This is a genomic window from Spirosoma sp. 48-14, assembly GCF_001898575.1.
Taxonomy (GTDB): domain Bacteria; phylum Bacteroidota; class Bacteroidia; order Cytophagales; family Spirosomataceae; genus Spirosoma.
Genome location: NZ_MKUD01000081.1, coordinates 1 through 19,963 on the forward strand (window position 1 = coordinate 1; position 19,963 = coordinate 19,963).

Sequence of the window (19,963 nt, forward strand, 5' to 3'; positions counted from 1 at the left end):
CAGGGACCGCTGGTGCTGATGCGCCGGAAATACCGGCTGGTGGTAGAGGTGCCCGGTGAATAGTCTTTCTGAATGGCCCCGCCAATATCGGTCCAGGGGCCGGAGGGTGAGCTGGCTATTTGCCACTGGTAACTGGCTCCAATCGGTTCCTGTGATGTAGAGACGCCATCGGCATAGAGGGTAGGCATCGCTTCGGAGGCAATCTGGATGTCGGGGGCGGTCAGGGGTTGGGTCAATCCGTTCTGGCAGATGGTCTGGCTGGCGGGGGAGACCACGGCTGGGGTGGATGGATAGGTGCCACACAGGCGGACGATGGCCAGGGTTAAATCCTGAGAGGGCGTGTAGCCGGTATTGGTGGTAACGGGGTAGTTCAGATCCGCATGGCCGCCCAGATAGACCAGCCCGTTTTCAACCTGAATACCCCCAAAAAAGCCGATCGTCGTGCCGATATTTACCTGAGCGTCAAAAAAGCGGGAATACAGCCGATTGCCCGTGGCGGCATCCAGTTTCTCGTAAAGGCCACCTGTTTGAGTGTAAAACGTGGTTATGTATTGCCGCGTTGATGCGATATGTACCTCATTATTAGCGACTGCAAATTCGAGGAAGTAGCCGCGGGGTGTGATGAGGGGTATGACGACAGGTGTAATATCAAGAACGGCGGAAACAACCCGTTGCCCGGCGGCATTATACCGGGCATAGGTGTATAAAGTAAAATCGATACTAGCACCACCGCTACCATTCGTCGTCGGGAAATTGACTGAGGTCGTAGTGCCAATCAGGTAGGCTTCTCCGTTGACGATTTGTATGCGGTGCCCACTATCTGCGATAGCCCCTCCCAGGCGGGTAGCGAAGGTGGCTCCTACGCCTGGACTCACCCTCATATAAACCATATCTGTATTAATGTTACTTTCTACACCTCCACTTGTACTCCCATCCGTTACCGGAAAATCGGCAGAGCCCGTACTGCCCACGATATAGAACTGTCCGTTGACAATCTCAAAATCGGCTGCCGTTTCATTGCCCGTTCCGCCAATATAGCTGGCATATTCAACCGCCCCCGTCGCGGCATCCAGCCGGACCGGAATCATATCGAACGTGGGGAAACCATACTGTGTCTTATTGGTGCTCCCATCCGTTACCGGGAAATCGGATGACAATGAATTAACAATCAGATACGCTTTCCCACCAACCACTTCTAGTTTTTGAACAGGAATTTCATTGTTCGATCCCGCCAGATATTCCGACACCAGGATCGTTCCGGTGGCGCTCAGTTTAGTAAAGGTTGTGTTATAGGCAGGCCCAAGATGAACGCTCCCGTTGGTAACCGGGAAATTGGTTGATCGGGTCTGACCTAATAGATAGATCTCTCCGTTCACTACGTCCAGAGCAAGTCCCACATCAATCCCATTCCCCGATAGATAGGTGGAGAAGGCAATGCCACCAGCGGTATTGAGCCGGGTGACAAACATATCGGTGTTGCCCGAATAGGTACTGCCATTGGTAACAGGGAAATTGGCCGACGTTGTCTGTCCATACAAGTATACCTCCCCATTCACCACTTTCATCTGGGCCTGAGTAATTATCCGCCCCCCTGGTAAAGTGGTTGTATATACTGTGTTCCCAGCAGCATCCAGCTTCGTAATAATCCACTGTTCTATATCAGTCCGATTACCAAGCATATACGTTTCACCATTCACCACCTGCATGGCAGCATATGATTCTTTCGTGACAGGTATACCGAGCTTTCGAGAGAACTGAACGTACTGCGCCTGGCTAACTAGTGGTAGTACATTCAGAATGATCGCTAGTAAAGCGAAAGCTTTCCAATACTTCCAGAAGGATTTGAGATTGGTCTTTATCCAACTCAATTCTGTTTTGTTTCTCAGATCCGTAGCCGGCTTTGAGCATGGGTGAGCGTAAACGAATAGACTTGTAGTGCTAGGCATAGACATCAGGACTTACCGGCAGCATGTCTACTTTTAAGAGGTTTTTTACACAAACGTTATCTTAAAAGTGAAGACGCTAACCTTATTGTTTGATAAGTGCTAAGTCCAGAGCAATAGGCACGCTAGAAATAGTAATCAGAAATAGAAATGGTGACGTTTTAGTTATTTTGGTGGACGTTTTTTTTATTTGTTAACCATGAAAAATAAAAGAAAACAATTTGTAACCATTAAAAGGTACCTGTTTTTGATTTTTTTCATGCCAAAGCGTTTGATCGATCTAGTATTTAGACTCGGCTTCTTTACAACAAAACAAACAACATATTACCATGCTAATCCCTAATAATAAGCCACGTGACTAGCTCTGTTATCACACAGAGCTGTTCATTTCTTTTCAATAAGGCATAAGAAGTTTACTGGCTGAATGCCGAGTTTCAGAAATCGAAGAGCGAATAGTATAGCTGAAAGTAATTGTAAATTCACAAAATAAAAAAGTTGCTGCTCAATGTAACACGAGTCTTTTACTGGTGATAGTAGAATATTTTAGGCGACCTCAACAACAGTTGTACTTTTATTATTCTACACACTATATGTATAAACAAGTTAAAGGCTATAGGCAGCATGAATAAAAGTGATAAAGCAGCGTATACCAGTTAAGCACAGTTACACATAATGCGAAACTATAGTTTATCAACAAATTCATTTACCTTACTATAGCAATCAATACAGTATGAGCTTTATGGATTTTATTCAAATTATCTATAGGTAAAGGGACAAATAACAACGCCTTTTATCCATAAAACACGGAAACACTATACATAAGTAGGGCAATAAACTATATTTCAACTAAATTAATAAGATCCCATAGATCATTAATCAACCCTTGGCAATATCATACAGCTACTCAACGGGTAATACATAAGTGCATTGTAATAACTTCTTAAAGTTCTGTTAAAGTAGGCAAGTATGTACACAGCAGCATTTACTAAAATATATAAAATTCTTATATACAGATAATTAACTACAGAAAAGTAAAAATTTCATAATCAACCATAACCCAGCAGTTCATCTGAATAAATAAATAAAAAACGTTCTCCATGGCTGTCGTTTATATGGCTCATTATCAAATGATTTACGTTAAGCCGTATTGTCACATTGATACAAACTTATTTATCCAATTCCAAGAATATAAATCCAGGTCATATTATACATTTTACAGCAAAGGTCTACTGTATTTATGTATCTATTTGTCTAATAACCCAGAACGGCTTGTTGTATATAAGGTTATAAATAAAATTATATCAATTTGTCTATTTATAAACCAAATAATAGGCGAAGCTTTTTCAATAAATATACTTATAGTGACGACTAGAAAAAAATCACTCATAGATACTAATAACGTTACTGAAGTTCTTTATTAACTATATGTTTTCTTGATTAGCAGGTTAACAGTTTCTTTTCATGAACATGGCAAAAAAAACCGCTATAGATCTCACTATAAATACAAAAAAGCCACTACTCAATATGGTAGCGGCTTTCTAAATAGTATTAGTATATCTACATGGTACAATGATAGGCAAAATCTGTACCTTGTTAGGCCTAATTTTATACATTGGTGACAATACCCTAAAAAATGGTGAAGTTTTCAAAAGTTTACCAGTTACAGCGCCCACGTAAAACAAAAAAATATGATTAGTTTTTTATATTAATTCCCGTTGATACTGAAAGGAGATTATTAAATAAAATCCTTAACATTCACAACTATTAGTATATTGTAAATAATAAATTTAAACCGATCGACCGTACTCCGAAAACCAAAATATGCGTAGTGCTGTTGACGAAGAGCTCTATCATTTACGACTAGTGAAACATCCATCTTCATGTAGAGGCAATGGCTCGATTAAGCCATTGCCTCTACATGAAGATGGGCTAATTCAGACTCAATAAAAGCCCTCCGACGGCGGGCGATACGCAATGATGCATAGTCGTCCATAACCACATAGCTATTTTCACGATAGCGGGGAGCTAACTGTAGGCTACGGGCATAGGTTGGATTGATCAATGTATGCTTATGGATTCGTATAAACGAAGGCCAACGTCCTTCATACCATTTTAATGTGCGCGACATCATGACGATTTCGCCTGTTATAAGATAAATACGACAATAGTTGGCGTCACCAATAAGGTAAAGAATTTTTGTAGAACCAACCCGGAAATGGCTCCCTTTGCTGGAAGTATATGATCTCATGACAATTAACAGTATATACTAAATTACTCGGAACTGATCTTGCTTATTAGCTAGCTATTTTGCTTCATTCCAGCCCATTCAGTGTTCAGACGTAGATAGATACTGAACCATTTTCCACACTGCTACAGCTTTGACAGACGCTTGAGGGTTCTATTAGCAGGCTTCAGAAATAAAAATCCCCCTTGCCAGCTGACTATAAATAATATACATCGTGTGGCTATGGCTTGCTTGGGTCTGATCCAAATGAGCATGAGCTATTGGTTAAGAGTAAACGCGCAGTTGAAAAGACTGGCAAATAGACGCCAATGTATGGAGGCCCGTTCAGGTTAGGAACCAATGTGTACTATCCGAAAAAGGAGTGAGACAAGCCTGAAAAGACCGTCAGATTAGGCCGCTACCAACATTGCAGAAATCGTAGACCTGGCTACCCCTACAGTTAGTATAGTTATTTTAGTAGGGCTGGTAAAAGTATGGAGGCTAGCTGGTTGGCCAACATAACCACCGTTGCCAATCGAAATACAATCAAACTTTGTAGAGGTCATCATCTTTGGCGAATAGCCTTTTAAGCCGTGTTCAGGTATACAATGCTATCCAAAACTACCAGCCTAACCACGTATGTTGGCAATAAAGGGTGTGGACAAAAATGTAGACAAAAGCGTAACTGCCTTATAATCAAAGCCCAAAAATATCGATCATTTCCCCTACCCTATACTCTGCCGGTTACGTTATATCCCCAAATACCTTGATGCTCGGGTATACAACATATGTTTTAGCGACAAACCCAGAGTAATATCAACCCTGATTTAGCCTGATCAGGGTATGCAAATGGCTGCTTAACTCGTTATCGCTCACCAATGTACTGAAGCGAGAGTTAAAGGTTCACATAGTAGGCAATTCACTACAAGTGCGTTCTGTGACCCGATAAGTAAACATATTGACTTTTTATCACCCGGGTTGGCCAACACAGAATACTCAACAAACAACTTTACGCCAATATTAATATAACTAAACCAATAAATTATATTTTTTTTACAAGTTATACATTTACTTTTTCATCAACACAAACAATAACATATTATTATATTAAACTTTTTTGTATTCATAAAGCAGTTTAAAGAATACTATTTTGCATCAAAAAGTAACATAAAGGTCTATCTAGAATGAAACGATTCGAAACACCTGACAAACGCCACCATACCGACTTAGTTGCTTCTCTTTACAGGCAATATGCCAATAAGGTATTCCAGCAATGCATATCCATAACCAGGGATAATGAATTGTCCAGAGATATTACGCAGGATGTATTCCTCAAAGTATTTACTAAACTTGACTCATTCAATCATCAGGCTCATTTCTCTACCTGGCTCTATACCATCACCTTTAACCAGTGCATGAATCACTTACGAGAACAAAAGCGGTTCAAGATGACCCAACTCTCTCAGGAACTAATCGAAACCCTGGTGGATACAACCAACTGGATTGACAACGCAACCGATTTATTTGAACAGGCCCTATTGAGTCTGCACGCTGACGAAGCCAATCTGCTACGCTTGAAGTACCAGAAAGGGTTATCGATTCTCCAGCTCAGTCAGCAATACCGCCTAACACCCAATGCCGTAAAGATGCGCCTGCTACGAGGGCGGCAGAAGGTGATCATCTATATCAAAAGCCTAAATTAGACTCATAGCCAATTTCGCCCAAGCCTTCAGGTAAGCCTACCCACTTATCACACTATAGTCCTATTACCAGTCATGATCCAACGAATGTATATCTACTCGCTCAATCGCCTGCCAACCCTGTTTCTCTTTTCCCTTTTGGCATTCCTCTTAATCTCTGGCCCAACAATGGCTCAGTTGGCTCCCTACACTACCACGGGCCTCTATTCTTTTACTACCGTACCAGCGGGTGGCCCCTTTATGGTGCAGATTATTGCAGAAGGTGCCGATGGAGCAACCGACCCCGACGGTCTAGGTAAAGGGAGAAGTGGGGCCAGCGTAGCGGGCAGCTTTACCCTGCTAACAGGCGATATGGTCACTAGTATTGTAGGCCAGGTGGTGGGGGCGGAGGTCTGGATGGTCCGGGGCAAACGTTGGTCCCTATAAGATGCCTAGAACCTGCTTGGTGGTTTTCCTGTTTCGACAGTTCTCCTCAGTCAGGCGTGTTTGTACTAGGTGGCTATCCAGTTCGCCCTCTAGAGCCGATTCTAAAAGTGCCGCGGTGGCGTATTCCTTACGTAAAGGGGTGGGCAAACCGTTTTCGCCTGTGATAGGCTTGCCTTCATGAAGACCCTTGATAGCGGCCTGTTTTGAGCCCTCAAACCGCGACGGCGGACTATTCGAACTCGTTGGTCATGATGGTGAAACCGGGCGGTCGGGGCCGTTATAGTTTTGATCCCATTATTTACCTGAGACACCGTTTAGTGAGCAGCCTTTATAGTAACTAATTATAAATTTTTGTCTATATTTATTTATCCTATTTTGATAAAAAAATAATTTTAAAGTTATCCATAATACAAAAAGACCCGAATAGTAATATTAATTTCATTGAGTATAAATTCTTATTACTTAAATGGTTCCTCAGGTGTTTATTTACTAGTTATATCCTACTATTGATCGTAAACTTTGTTACAAAAGCATTGTCTACAACAACAAAACGTTTGAATGTGTAATGTGCTGCTATCCTAGTACCATCAATATGTTTGATGTATAGTATTCAGCAATTAACACCTGTGTAGAAAAGTACATTGTTAAAAAGTCCCAGGCATACAGATATGTCGTGAACTTTTACATGGTAAGTATATAAGTTTAGTATATCGGCATAAACTCTAACCCTTTATTGTTCTGACTTATGACCAACAGTTTTGCTTTATCCTTTACTACTCTATCCTATCTGTTAACAAAGTTAATGCATACACGTTTGGCTAAAGTCACGTTCGACATCATGGCTCATGACATCTTTAGCCCGGTCTACGCGTTCAGTTTAGCCTTCAATAATAGAAGCCTACTGTGGGCCATTGACCTCAGTAATGCAGACGATTTTATTTGGGTAGCCACCAGTATTTATAAGTCCAAATCGTCTGCTGGCCGTTCAGTTACTTTTCAAATGAAGGAATGGGTGAAGATGTATGGTAGGTTTCAGGAAAGCAAAACCTCTCTGAGCCAACACCCTCCGAGTTGATCGCGCCAATGTCTTGCCCATTAGTCTACCCTCAGTAGCGACATCGGAATACCAGATGACCGTTTCCGGCACTATCATCGATGTTGTTTCACAGACTGGTAATGTTTAAGGAGGCATAACTACCTGTTCGATTCAGTATGGCTTTGTCATCCCTCAGGACAATACTGTGGCCATCACTATAGCCAATTCTCTTTATCACTTCCTGACCAGTAGTCTTTTTTGGTAGCAGATTAAATCATACCAAGATCGAGAATGCATTTTATGTTTATACGTATATGCATTATGGTTATTTTTTTTAAGTAAATCAATTGAAATAGTAACTACACCCAACTTTATAATTAAGGAGGGGTCTAGGTAACAGAAGAATAAGAGTTATCAATTTGATTAACTACCTTATTATAAAGTAACGCCTGAATTTGTTGATTAATAATTCGAATAACTTCTAATTTCTTTTTATTGCTTAATCTTTCTGTTTTGTGTGCATGTATAATACATTCAACAAATAAAACAATAGCATTTATAAGGGTTAGAACCTAATAGGACTCTTTATTAGCCAAAATATGTGATATAATTTACTTTTCATAAGCCATATTGACTATCATATGACTTAAAACTTGAATCAGGAAATAAAACCGTGTTTTTACGATAGGGTACCTGAAAAGGTACACTAGAAAATTTATTTTTTGTAAATATTAAAAAGTGCATTTGCCGTTTGAAGTGAACACTATGGAAGTTTGTGGTGCAATAAAGTATAAATACTTAGTCCTATTGCTGATTAGTTTGTTGCCTATCGGCGTGTTACGAGCAGATCCGTTTCTTCAAAAGGTCGAAAAAGCGACTCCCTCAAGACGAGTTGAGCTTGTGCTTAATTATTTTGATACCTGCCGGGCAGTTACACAGAATAAAATCAGAGCCTTTGATCTATTAAAAAGACTGAATGAGTTTGCCAGTTTAAAGGGGGATAACCAGCTAAAAGAGTATATACAGTTTTTGCAAGACACGCAGGATAAACACAGCAATACCTTAACCAATCGACAAAAGGCTGAACTATTTGAGTTGGTAGCGCAAAAGGTAAAGGATGAAGGCAAAGACCAAATCGTCGGGGTTTGCCGGCATTTTGCTGGTCTTTATTATTATTTGAACGAAGAATACGGGAAAGCATTCGATGAGTTGATTGCAGCAGATAACATTTTTCGCGCGATTGGCTATCGACATGTGCCGGGTATTCATCGGTATCTGAACTCGCTGGCTCTGTGCTATTATCAGTTCAGAGAATATGATAAAACAATTAAACTGCTGCAGAATGTCCCTCCTTTTTCATCATTGAGCGACGTTGACGCCATTCAAACGCCCAATACAATGGCTTTGTGTTTTCTACATCGCCATAGTCAGATGACTTCAGAGGACGCCCAAAAAGCCGAAAAATATTTTAAACAAGCGCTGAAGATTGCACAAGCACAACAGAATCAAACCTGGGTGGGCCTCATTAACGGAAATCTGTCACTAATTTATGAAGATCAAAAACGATGGACAGAGGCTATACAGGTGCTGCGTTACGAATATGAAGCAAGGTTAAACGACTCAGAAGAGCTACCCGAGTTTGCCGCTATTACCCTTTCTCGCCTTTATTTAGAGAAGGGTCAACTGGATAGTTGCAAGTATTTTTTAGACCAATCGAAAAAATTTTATCAGCACAATTTAACATCCAATACATTTATCACGAAGCTCGATGATGACTTGTTTGTGAAAAAATATTGTGATGTAGTTCGTAAGTATTCTTATTTAATGAACGATACAAAGACTGCCTATCGCTATTTGGATAGCATGTTAGTATTGACAAATCGGATGAATAAACGCCAAAAATCAGATCAGATATCACTGGTTGAAAAACGGCTTATGATCCACCAGCACCAAACGGAAGTTAAAACGCTCGAAGCTGAGCGTCAGAAACAGCGCATACTGTTCTGGGTTGCAGTTGTCATTTTATCGCTTATCGCTGCCTTGTTTTGGCGCTTGTTTCAACTCAGTATGCTGAGACGTAGGCAGGAAACAATCATCAGCGCTGAGCAGAAACGGTCATTGCAACTTGAAAAACAGCTCGTTGAAGAGGAGCTACAACGTGCCAAACAAGATTTACTAGTTTTTGTGGAGAATTTGCGTGAACGAAATGACTTCATTGATTCAGTAACTGCCAAATTACAGGGCTCTCCGGCAAATCACTTGCAGGAAATTGAACAGTCGCATCCGAACGCCCCACTTGTTCAACAACTTTTTAATTCCAGCTTGCTGACGAGCAAGGATTGGGAGGAGTTTCGACGGCGTTTCGAGCGCGTCTATCCTGATTTCTTTGCCATGATCCATATTCAATTTTCTCCCCTAACTCCTGCTGAAGAGCGGCTTTTAGCGTTGGCGAAACTCAATATTGATATTCGGCACATGAGTCGTATATTAGGTATTTCGCCTGGTTCAGTACGAAAGGCGAAGTACAGGTTGAAGAAGCGCCTGGATACTAGCCAACAATCCCTCCTGGCAGATTTATTGGACTAATTAAACTGATCAAGTAATAGCAATTGTACGCTGTTCATTACGATCGTGCATTTATGTAGCACCTATATTATATATAAGATTATTTATTTGTAAGTAGGCGATTAAGCAATGTACGTTTTTAGACTATTAATAAGTGAATGAAATTAATCTATTTCTTCTGTATTAACTGATCGTTATTAGGGAATACACCTTTGATTTACAGGCTATTGTAGATTGTCTACATTTTTGTCCTCATCTATTTTCTTGCATTGTCTAGGCTTTTGGCAAATTTTGATCAATGCTATTGAATTCTTCAGCAAGGTAAGCAATCCAGAGTGACTCAGTATGTGAAATAGGCCGACGAGTGCCTGGTGCGTATACCATTTTCTTTTACTTTCTGATTCTATCTATACCAATTTATCTTCTTTAAGGTAATCGCTTACAGAGGATAAATTGGTATCTGTACTAATGCCATGAAACTACCTGCTTTATCCAAATATTTTAATCACATTCCGTTTTACCTAGTACTAACTGTTATAGCCCTTTTGGCTTATTCAGATATCATCGTTACTAGTTTATTCAGGCGGTAATCATAATACCCGATTTAGTTGTAAATCAGCCACTGCCTAACGTTACTGGCTTTCTTAGCTCTAACGTTCTGGTTGTTTTTTCTAACTACGACAAGGGCTACATTCAGATTACCTGTAAATCAATTAGCGTTTTTTGAAGCTCGACTTCCGTTTCTATCCGGTACACAGTTGGAGCCATTCTCAATACTCCTTTCATATAGCAGTTCGCTAACTGTACTGATCGCACCATTTTTTAAAATAGTTTGATTACGTAGCCATCAAAGGCAACTATGTAAATGCAGTTCTTTATGCTAAGTGTATTGGTACTTGATGATGAACCTAACGATCAAATCTCAGTAAAAAAAATACTGGAAGAGCTAGGCTATACCGATATAAACTGTGTGACTTCGCTTGAGGAAGCGCGAACGTTTATGAAGAAGCGGCTGCCATCATTACTTATTGCTGATGTTATATTGAAAGATAGTACATCGCTAGAACTGGTATATGACCCTTCTATTCCTGATATACCGACCATTTTTATGACTGTTACGCAGGATATAAATATATATAATACTATTAAAGATAATTTTAGATTTGGTTTTCTAATAAAGCCCCTTAGTCCAATATTACTGCAGGCAACGATCAACTTACTGTTTTCCAGCTATAAAAGCAACTACTTAGAGGCTTATAAAAACAAAATACTATATATAAATCAAGGCAGGAAAATGCATAAGATAGAAGGAGATGAGATTTTGTGGCTTGAATCAGAAGGTAATTATACTACAATTGTCATAAGTAATGGAAAAAAATATACAATAAAGAAATCATTAAAACGAACCGTTGAAAAATTAAATAATCATTTTACAAGATGCCATCAACGTTTTTACGTAAACCTAAAAAAGGTAGATGGAGTTATTAGTGAAAATTTACTTATCAACGGATACGAGATTCCAATCGGGATTACCTATAAGAATACATTTATGAATAATTTAAATATTTTAGATAATACTGATAAATAAATCTTTACTGTTTTATAAAATTACCTCTGTGCAAAGTGGAGGTATAAGTACTTTTCTGAACTAAATCCAGCCAAGTTGGGCCTGGATGCACCTAAGCATAGTTTGGCTAAACAGGTGGTAGCAACGTAAACTAGTGAACCCCAAAATTTTAGGTAAAATCAATTGGTTGTAAAAAACAGGGGTAGGTCATAAGCTACCTAAGACTATACGTTTACGGAACTAGTATATAAACAATACTTTTTTAGGATATTGTTTATACTTAATTGGTTAATAGCCAGCACAGATTCACGAATTCGTTGTAATCTACAAGGCTATCAGTTTATCAACGATCAGAAATTGGTTTCAGGAAATTTCGTCTACAGAATTAGCCAATATCTTCCTGAAAAGTAGTAATTGTTTTAGTAATTAAATTCCTAATGAATACACTCAGCACTTTAATCAACTGTGAAAAGGTTGACGATTCAAAAAGGTATCGTTTTAATCCCGTAGAAGATGGATACTGTCAAACAACATCATCAGGGAATATTGTTCTCCACCGTCGATTAGTTACTAAAGTTTTAGGGATTAATTTCCGGAGGACACATTTAAAAATAATAGAACAGATAACCGATAACCAACAGCTATACGCTCTACTATTACGCCCAGCTGTTGAGCCACAAATTGAGGGCATTTCTATTACCCGATACAAATACAGTGCTGTATTAAAACTTAATAGTTTACTAGATAAGCTTCAATTAGATTACAAGGTATTTTTATATTCATTTATTAGTGAGGATGTTCTATTGAACGATGGCGTTGTTGGTATTCGTTTAAGGCTACATGACGTTGTGCCATTGCGGGATCAATCACTGCCACTCCTTAAGCCTAAAAACAATATAAAATATTATAATAAAACAAACAAAAATGGCTTATTATATCCTCAAATAAAACCTACCGATACAAAGTCTTTTGAATTGAAGCGTATTGAAGAGCTAGAGAATGAAAATCGTCAGCTTAAAATAATGTATGCAGATTTAAGCTTACAAAATGAAATTATGAAAAAAGCATTGGATTGCAAAACAGATCCTCAATGATGTTTTGATATTGGCCCGTGACTAATACTGTACGTCGTCAAAGGGAAGTGGACAAAAAGGGTGAAAATGGAAAGAGACAGTTTTCTAAATTGTTTCATTCAAACCACCTTGGCAATGTTCAAATCCGCTAAATCAGTATCGCCTAAGCGTTTAGCCATTATTGATGCGGGAATAAAGTCGTAATGTTTGTATCTTGCTCTTACTATGGCAAGCCAAAAATAAATCGAATATGAACTGCTACGCCGACGCTGTGTCGCGCTGGATATAGTGCTCCCCAAAACCTGGACAGGTAGTATAACTTGAACTATCAAGCACTTATCTACAAAATGTTCAAATATGACCAAGCCAATCTGGCGCATTCACGATACCGCTTTCAAAACCAAGGTCGTCCTCGAAGGACTCAAAACGCTACCCCAACTCGCCAGCGAATTTGGCATTCACGCCCAGTAGATTACCGAACGCTCCGGCGTCCCGGTGGAAACGACAAGCCCTCGACAAATTTCCGTTGCACTTCGAGAGCGGCTCGATCAATCCTACTCTTTCCGAGTAACAACGCGAGGAGATCGAAGCTCCTCTTTTCCAGCAGATTGGCCAGCTAAAAGTCGAAAACGATTGGCTCAAAAAAAATTACGGACGAGTTGAGGCTGGATCGTCGCATCCTGATCAACCCTGCTGATGAGCAGTTTTCCGTCGCCCAGCAGTGTAGCCTGTCAGGCCTGGCTCGCTCCAGCTATTATTACCGGCCAGTCGGCGAGACTAGGGAGAACCTAGCCCTAATAGAGCGCATCGATAAGCTGTTTACTGCCCGTCCAGAGAACACCCTACTGGCCGTTTTTTGCGTGGATGCGCTGGAAGAGGCCCTTTCAAGATGGGGTAAACCTCAGATTTTTAATACGGATCAGGGGAGCCAGTTTACCAGCCACGACTTTCTCAAACCGCTGATAAGTAATGAGATCTCAGTGAGTATGGATTCCAAAGGTCGCGCTCTGGATAATATTTTCATCGAATGATTTTGTCGGACCATTAAATACGAACATCTTTACTTACGCGCCTACACGGATGGGCGTCATCTGCATCAGGGCTTAACGGAGTCCTTTCGCTTCTATAATCATGACCGCAAACACCAGTCGTTGGGTTATCAAACTCCGGCCATGTGGTATGAAGCAGGTATAGGAGGGGAAGAAAAAGTACAATTTTGGAGCTTTACCTAACAAGCTTTAAAACGTTGAAATCCTGTCCAACTATTGGGGAGCACCAAACTGACTAAAAAATACAATTCCCCACACGCCTGCATTTCGATAAAAAGCAACCATGCGGGGAATACGAATTTGTTGTTTAGAGGTTCAAGCCAACGGTCAGTACGGCGCTTCGGCCATCGGAAGGCCACACACCAGGGCCCGGATAGAAGGTCGGTCGCTTGGTAAAGTACTGCGTATTAAGCAGGTTATTGATGCTTCCGCGCACTGTTACAAGCTTTTTGATATGCCAGGTGCCATTTAGGTCCCATAAACTGTAAGCGGGTACAGGGCCGATGGCTCCATTGGCCGAAGCGGTCGGCGTATTCAATGCATCGGAGAACGTCTGCGCTACATAACTATACTGGAGTGTCAGACTGGCCGTACCATAACGGGCTGTAAGACCATTGCGCGTTGTCCAGCGAGGGGCCGATTCCACCTGATTGCCCGTTACGGTCCGGTTCTCGGTTCCGGCCGAAACCCGGCCATTAATGTACCGGGCATAATTATAGGCCGTTGAGCTAAAGCCACTGATCAACAGGTTGGTCGTGCGGAGAAGCTGTGTTTCAACCAGCGCTTCAACACCAGTACTCCGACTATCCCCGATGTTAGTCCGGTAGATATAGTTGGTTCCATCGGTATTTGTCAGTAACAACGTCCCCAATCGGTTTCGGTAGAGTAGGTCAAAAACGGTCAGGTTTACATGCATCCCCTGCCAGCGCCCCGTCAAACCGATTTCGGCATTGTAGCCATAGGCGTCCTTCAGGTGCTTGTCGATCTGCTCATACGTAGAAGCCGGAATGATATCTTTGAAGACCACAGGTCGATAAGCCTGCGACCAACCTCCATATACCTTTACGGCATCACTGAGCCGATATTCGGCGTTGATACCCAGCAGAGCAAAATGATGGCTAATGTCGGTTGGCAAATTAGACGCGTCGTAGTAACTGATTATGCCACGCATTTCCGTTTTTCCATGCTCAATCCGAATACCCGGAGCAATCATGAGCCGATTGGTCAGGTAAAACTGGTTTTCGGCAAAAGCAGCAATATTCTTCGTCTGGTAATGCAAGTCGCGCTTAAACGGGCTGGTAAGGGTCAGGTCAAAATCACTCCCTGTTGTTCCAACCCCCAATTGCCGACGGTGTAAATCGGTACTCATTAACTGCACACCAGCAGCCAGAGCTCCGTTCATGCTCCCCAGTTTATACTGATGTACTAATCGGGCTTCGGTCGTATAGCTATTGAAGTTATCGATATCGACCTGGCGAGCCCGATACTGCCCCGTTACCCGATTGATCGTGTCGGGAACCGTAGCGAAAGCATCCAGTTGAACACTATTACGATTGCCCAGCACGGCCGACGTAGTCCACAAAAGCCGGGTTCGATCCGAAATGCGCCAGTCAAGTTTTAACGATGGAATGTAAATATCCGGGTTGAAATAGTTCCGGCTACGGGTCGACTGACGCGGGTCCTGTGCGAACATGGCATCAGTCAGCGGACCAGGAATAGTATAAATGTAGGCAGATCGACCTAGCTCGGCCGTCAGACTGAGCCGCTGTGTCGCCTGGAACTGGATTCGGCCCAACTGAGCCTGAGCATCGGTACCGCTGTTTTGACGGTAGCCATCCGAATGACGCCGATAGTAATAGGCGTAATACGTCCATTTACCTACCCGCCCACCAATGGCATTAAAGGTGCTCCGCAGCCCATACGATCCAACGGAATTAATGGTCTGGAAACCGAATCGGCGCGTTGTATCGGCCTGTTTGGTAATATAATTAAGCATCCCGCCAAACTGCGCCCCGTATTGCAGTGAAGCTGTTCCGCGTACGAGCTCAACTCGTTCGATTCCTTCCATAGGTGGAGAATAATGGCTTGCCGGATAGCCATACATATCGGAATTTGTAATGACCCCATTCTGGCGAATATTATTTTCCCAGGAACGGTGGGGATCGAGTCCTCGTGTAGCAATATTGATCTGATTCCCAGTACCATCCATGTCATAGACAAATACCCCCGGAATCCGGGCGAAGATCTGCCGGGGGTTTTTCTCCGCGACATTGGCATCGATTTCGGTTATGCGGATGGCCTCACTACGCTTTCCTCCCATCAGGTAGGTTCCGTGCACGTTTGGTAAGGCTTGTACAACGATGGAGCGGTTGCCCGTTACGGTAACAGGATTTAATAGACGAGCCGAGTCGACTGTCGATTTTTGTTGCTGAGCAAACAATGAAGCCGACACCAGTACCATCCCAACAACCAGACATGTTATAGGGATAAGCGAGGTGGACAGACTCTTTCTAATTGAAAAATGTTTCATGAATTAATATCTTATTTAAATAGCTAATTATCAGAGGAAAGACATTTGGCAGCTAGTACAAAAGCAGTGCCAGCTCTGATAAAAGCACGTTACGCTGATTGCTTTAGAAAATTGGCGATGGATGACTTACGGTAGTGCTAGCATGTAAACTCCTATAGCCTAGCCGATTAGCCAGCTCTATAGTTTGCCTTACTGACACCCGTAAATTCGAAGGGCATACCATCATGATACTGATTTAGTCAGGCGGTTGTAACCAAGACGATTTCAGGGGCAAAAACACCTAGCTCCCGAGTAAAAACTCTGCTGCACATCCGCCAGATAGCGATTGACGGACATACTTGTGCCCCCCAATCATGAAGCGTTGGGATCTACTTGAAAACAACCCGAAAATCGAAATCAGGCTTGAGGAGGGGGCGAAACAGGTGACCGATCTACCTGGTACCGGGCAGCCGTAACATTCGGAAAGTGTAGCACACACATCAACGAACGAACCACTGGGCGATCGAGTTGACAGAAAAAAGGAGGAAGGTAAGTAGTTAGTCGTTCGCTGATCAGTTTAAGCAGTTTACCCAAAGGCGATTGGGAGTCATTCTGGTCATTGCTAAGTTGCTGCCATTGTTCAGCCAGCTCAAAAAATCGTTCTCTGGCATTCTGGTTCGTTTTGAGCAGCGTATACAAGGTATCATTCGCATACCGCTGCTGAACGATGTTATAAAACGTATCTCCATCCTGAATGAGCCCCTCTTGCCCGTCCGGGTTTTCCCAGGCTGCGGTGTAGGGTAAGGATATTGGCAATTTGACCAGTTTAAACTCATCGGTTACCGATCGCTGCGAGGCTTCCTGATAGCTTTGTTCAAACGTTAACACAGCCAAAGGCAGCCCTAACCAGTGATAGAGCAGCAGGATCAAAAAACCGATGGCTGGTAACGATTTCACAGATAGTACTTAATTCGCCGGTAATTTCGTCATTTTCACCGGATAATGCATGGATCTCCTCTAAATCCTGTACGTTCCTCCCCACCGACAGGGCCTAATGGATGAACGAAACGAATGCTTTCTATAAATGCCTTTAGCCTTCGGTTATGGCCCTAAAACCTGTATTGGGGCCATTAAGGCAACCTCACCCACTTCATTCATCAGCCATAAACACTAGTCCATCCGGTCTTATAGCCACTTCATCCACTTTTATTTTTAAGGCTTCGTAGCATGACTGACCTTTGTTATGTCAGAATAAAGCTATGAAAACGAACATCTTCTTAACCGCTCTTCTTTTTTGGGTTGGCAGTTTGCTAACCCCAGCCCAGGCCCAGTTCCCAATGATGGGTGGCTCAACCCAATCTAAGGCATTGCCCGGTACGGCTGGTGACCAAAGCCCGAAAGGGAGTGCTAAAATTATCGGCTCGGTAGTAGACTCAACCCAGGCTAAAGCTGTTGAATTTGCCAGTGTTGCCCTCTACAACAAGTCTACTGGCAAAGCCATCGATGGTACCGTTGCCGATGAAAAAGGGAAATTTGCCCTTACCAAACTGGTTGCTGGCGACTATCAGGTGTTGGTCAGTTTCGTCGGGTTCCGCAATAAAACAATTTCTAACCTGACCCTGACCAACGGCCAAACGCTGGATCTGGGAGTTATCAAACTATCGTCCAGCATCAAAACACTGGAAGAAGTAACGGTAGTCGGCCAGGCTGCCGTGATCGAAGAAAAAGTAGATCGGCTGGTGTATAACGCCGATAAAGACATTACGGCCAAAGGTGGTGATGCCACCGACATTCTGCGTAAGGTGCCAATGCTGACTGTAGACCTGGACGGTAACGTGTCGCTCCGGGGTAGCCAGAACATCAAAGTGTTGATCAACAACAAGCCTTCTACGATTGTTGCCAGCAGTGTTTCGGACGCTCTGAAACAAATTCCAGCCGATCAGATCAAAACGGTTGAGGTCATCACCAGTCCATCCGCCAAGTACGATGCCGAAGGTTCGGGTGGTATCATCAACATCATCACCAAAAAGAATAGTCTGCAAGGGTTAAATCTCAACATCGACTCGGGAGTTGGTAACCGGGGTTCTTTGCTATCCCTGAATGGTAACTATCGGAAAGGGAAAGCCGGATTTACGCTAGGTGGCTTTGGTAGGGCTATGTACAATACCATCACGAAAACCAATCTTGACCAGACCAGCCAGTCGGGCGGTGTAACGACCCTTACCCGCCAAAGTGGCGATGGTCACAGCTCAGGTCTTTTTGGGCAGTACAACTTAGGCTTCGACTATGATCTGGCTAAAAATCAAAGTATTACGGCTGGTGTGCGGTACGGAGTTCGTAACTTCTCCAACCAACAAGACCTGGTTACCCAACTGTTCAACAACGGTTCACTCAACTCAACAACCAACCGGAACGTCGACGCCAAAAATTTGTCGGGTACCGTCGATGCGAACATCGATTATCTGCACACCTTCAAACCTCAGCAGGAATGGAGTATTTCGACTCTCTACAGCCGTAACGACCTGACCAACAACTTCGACGCAAATCTGTTCGGTAGCACTGGTGATCTATCAGGCCGTCAGCGGAATCTGAATAAAAACGTGAACCAGGAATTTACGCTGCAAACGGACTATCAAACCCCGATCAAGAAAAATCAACTGCTGGAGTTCGGTGGCAAAGCCATTTTCCGGGAAGTCAACAGCGACTATAAGTACCTGTTTGCTGGTCCTTCAGGGCAATTCACTACAGAATCGAACAACACGCTGGGCGAACTAACCTACCATCAGAACATTGCCGCAGGGTATACCTCGTATACCTACACCACCAAAAACCGCTATACGCTGAAAGGTGGGGTACGTTATGAGCACACGTTTATTGATGCCAGCACCCGCGAAGGCGGCAGCCTGGGTGTAGGCGACTACGGTGTACTGGTACCCAGCGTAAATGCCTCCAAGACCTTCAAAGGGACGACCCTTAAACTTGGGTTTAATCGCCGGATTCAGCGCCCTGGTTTGCAACAGCTGAACCCCAATTTCAATGCTGCGAACCCACAGGTCATTACACTTGGTAACCCTAAACTGAAGCCCGAACTGACCAACAACGCTGAACTGGGTGTGAGCAAAACCATTGGCAAAACATTTATCAACGCCACGTTCTTCGGTCGCATTACCAACAACGCCATCACGCAGGTTAGCTCGCCATCCGACTCCATAAAAGGCGCCATTGTCACAACCTATCAGAACATCGGTCGTCAGCATGCCTATGGAACCAACCTGTTTGCCAACGTAGCCGCTACCTCCAAAATCAACATTGGCTTATTCCTGAATGCTTTTTATACAAGCCTGACGGGGCAGTCTACAGGACTGGACGGAGCTTCGTCCGAAATTACCAACAGTGGTATGAACATCGGTGGGGGTACATTTATGAACGCTACCTTCAAGAATGGCTGGGGGGCTCAGGCATTTGGCTTCCTGCAGGGATCGCAGGTTCAATTGCAGGGTCGTCAGGGTGGCTTCGGTTTCTACACAATTGGTGTCAAGAAGGAGTTCAGCAACAAAAAAGCCAGTCTGGGTTTAGCGGCCGAAAACTTCCTCAGCAACCGCTTCAATATCCATACGACGCTAAACTCTCCTTTATTCAGCCAGGTCAACGATGTGTATATGTATAACCGGGGTGTTCGCCTTACCTTCACGCTCAAAATTGGCAAAATGACGATGGACGCTCCACGCAAGAAAGCCAAATCGGTCAATAACGACGACGTAAAAAGCGATGGAAATGGTCAGACACAATCAAGTGGCACGCCAGGAGGAGGTCAGTCTCGCCCGTAACTGTTGAAAATCCCGCATAAATGTTACTATTTGCCAACTAAAAG

The 19,963-nt window shown here is 42.8% G+C and carries 12 protein-coding genes; 8 read left to right on the plus strand and 4 right to left on the minus strand.

The window, feature by feature from the left end; genetic code table 11:
- The coding region (locus tag BGO59_RS32305; protein WP_293691208.1) for a hypothetical protein at positions 1-1,868 on the minus strand (1,868 nt) is incomplete at its 3' end.
- A gap of 1,975 nt (positions 1,869-3,843) precedes the next feature.
- Complete coding sequence (locus BGO59_RS32310; RefSeq protein ID WP_293691210.1) at positions 3,844-4,191, minus strand: LytTR family transcriptional regulator DNA-binding domain-containing protein; 348 nt, start codon at positions 4,189-4,191, stop codon at positions 3,844-3,846.
- A 1,160-nt stretch (positions 4,192-5,351) separates the two neighbouring features.
- On the opposite strand from BGO59_RS32310, the gene BGO59_RS32315 reads away from it, so the two are divergent.
- The 7 genes from BGO59_RS32315 to BGO59_RS36490 all read left to right on the plus strand — a co-directional run bounded on the left by BGO59_RS32315 (position 5,352) and on the right by BGO59_RS36490 (position 13,766).
- Entirely contained in the window at positions 5,352-5,870 is a 519-nt protein-coding gene (locus BGO59_RS32315; protein ID WP_293691212.1) for a sigma-70 family RNA polymerase sigma factor, read from the plus strand.
- A gap of 72 nt (positions 5,871-5,942) precedes the next feature.
- A complete protein-coding gene (locus BGO59_RS32320) occupies positions 5,943-6,293 on the plus strand; it encodes a hypothetical protein (RefSeq protein ID WP_293691214.1) in 351 nt (116 codons plus the stop codon).
- A gap of 1,801 nt (positions 6,294-8,094) precedes the next feature.
- Positions 8,095-9,915 carry a hypothetical protein gene (locus tag BGO59_RS32325; RefSeq protein ID WP_293691216.1) on the plus strand — a complete coding sequence of 607 codons (1,821 nt, stop codon included), beginning with the start codon at positions 8,095-8,097 and terminating at the stop codon, positions 9,913-9,915.
- 856 nt (positions 9,916-10,771) lie between these two features.
- The gene (locus BGO59_RS32330) at positions 10,772-11,482 is read left to right on the plus strand and encodes a LytTR family DNA-binding domain-containing protein (RefSeq protein WP_293691218.1); all 711 of its coding nucleotides are present in this window, start codon (positions 10,772-10,774) and stop codon (positions 11,480-11,482) included.
- Positions 11,483-11,898: 416 nt separating this feature from the next.
- Positions 11,899-12,555: a hypothetical protein gene (locus BGO59_RS32335; protein ID WP_293691572.1), complete on the plus strand. Its 657-nt coding sequence runs from the start codon at positions 11,899-11,901 to the stop codon at positions 12,553-12,555.
- Positions 12,556-13,193: 638 nt separating this feature from the next.
- Entirely contained in the window at positions 13,194-13,565 is a 372-nt protein-coding gene (locus tag BGO59_RS32340; protein ID WP_293691220.1) for a DDE-type integrase/transposase/recombinase, read from the plus strand.
- Between the two features lie 12 nt (positions 13,566-13,577).
- Positions 13,578-13,766 (plus strand): integrase core domain-containing protein, encoded by a 189-nt coding sequence (locus tag BGO59_RS36490; protein WP_365981365.1) that lies wholly within the window; start codon positions 13,578-13,580, stop codon positions 13,764-13,766.
- Positions 13,767-13,890: 124 nt separating this feature from the next.
- Here the strand turns inward: BGO59_RS36490 and BGO59_RS32345 are convergent, their stop codons facing one another.
- Both BGO59_RS32345 and BGO59_RS32350 read right to left on the minus strand, forming a co-directional pair.
- The gene (locus tag BGO59_RS32345) at positions 13,891-16,113 is read right to left on the minus strand and encodes a TonB-dependent receptor (protein WP_293691222.1); all 2,223 of its coding nucleotides are present in this window, start codon (positions 16,111-16,113) and stop codon (positions 13,891-13,893) included.
- A 396-nt stretch (positions 16,114-16,509) separates the two neighbouring features.
- Complete coding sequence (locus tag BGO59_RS32350) at positions 16,510-17,049, minus strand: hypothetical protein (RefSeq protein WP_293691224.1); 540 nt, start codon at positions 17,047-17,049, stop codon at positions 16,510-16,512.
- A gap of 302 nt (positions 17,050-17,351) precedes the next feature.
- Between BGO59_RS32350 and BGO59_RS32355 the strand changes: the two genes are divergently transcribed.
- On the plus strand, positions 17,352-19,919 hold the full coding sequence (locus BGO59_RS32355; protein WP_293691226.1) for a TonB-dependent receptor: 2,568 nt from the start codon (positions 17,352-17,354) through the stop codon (positions 19,917-19,919).
- Positions 19,920-19,963 lie beyond the last annotated feature (44 nt).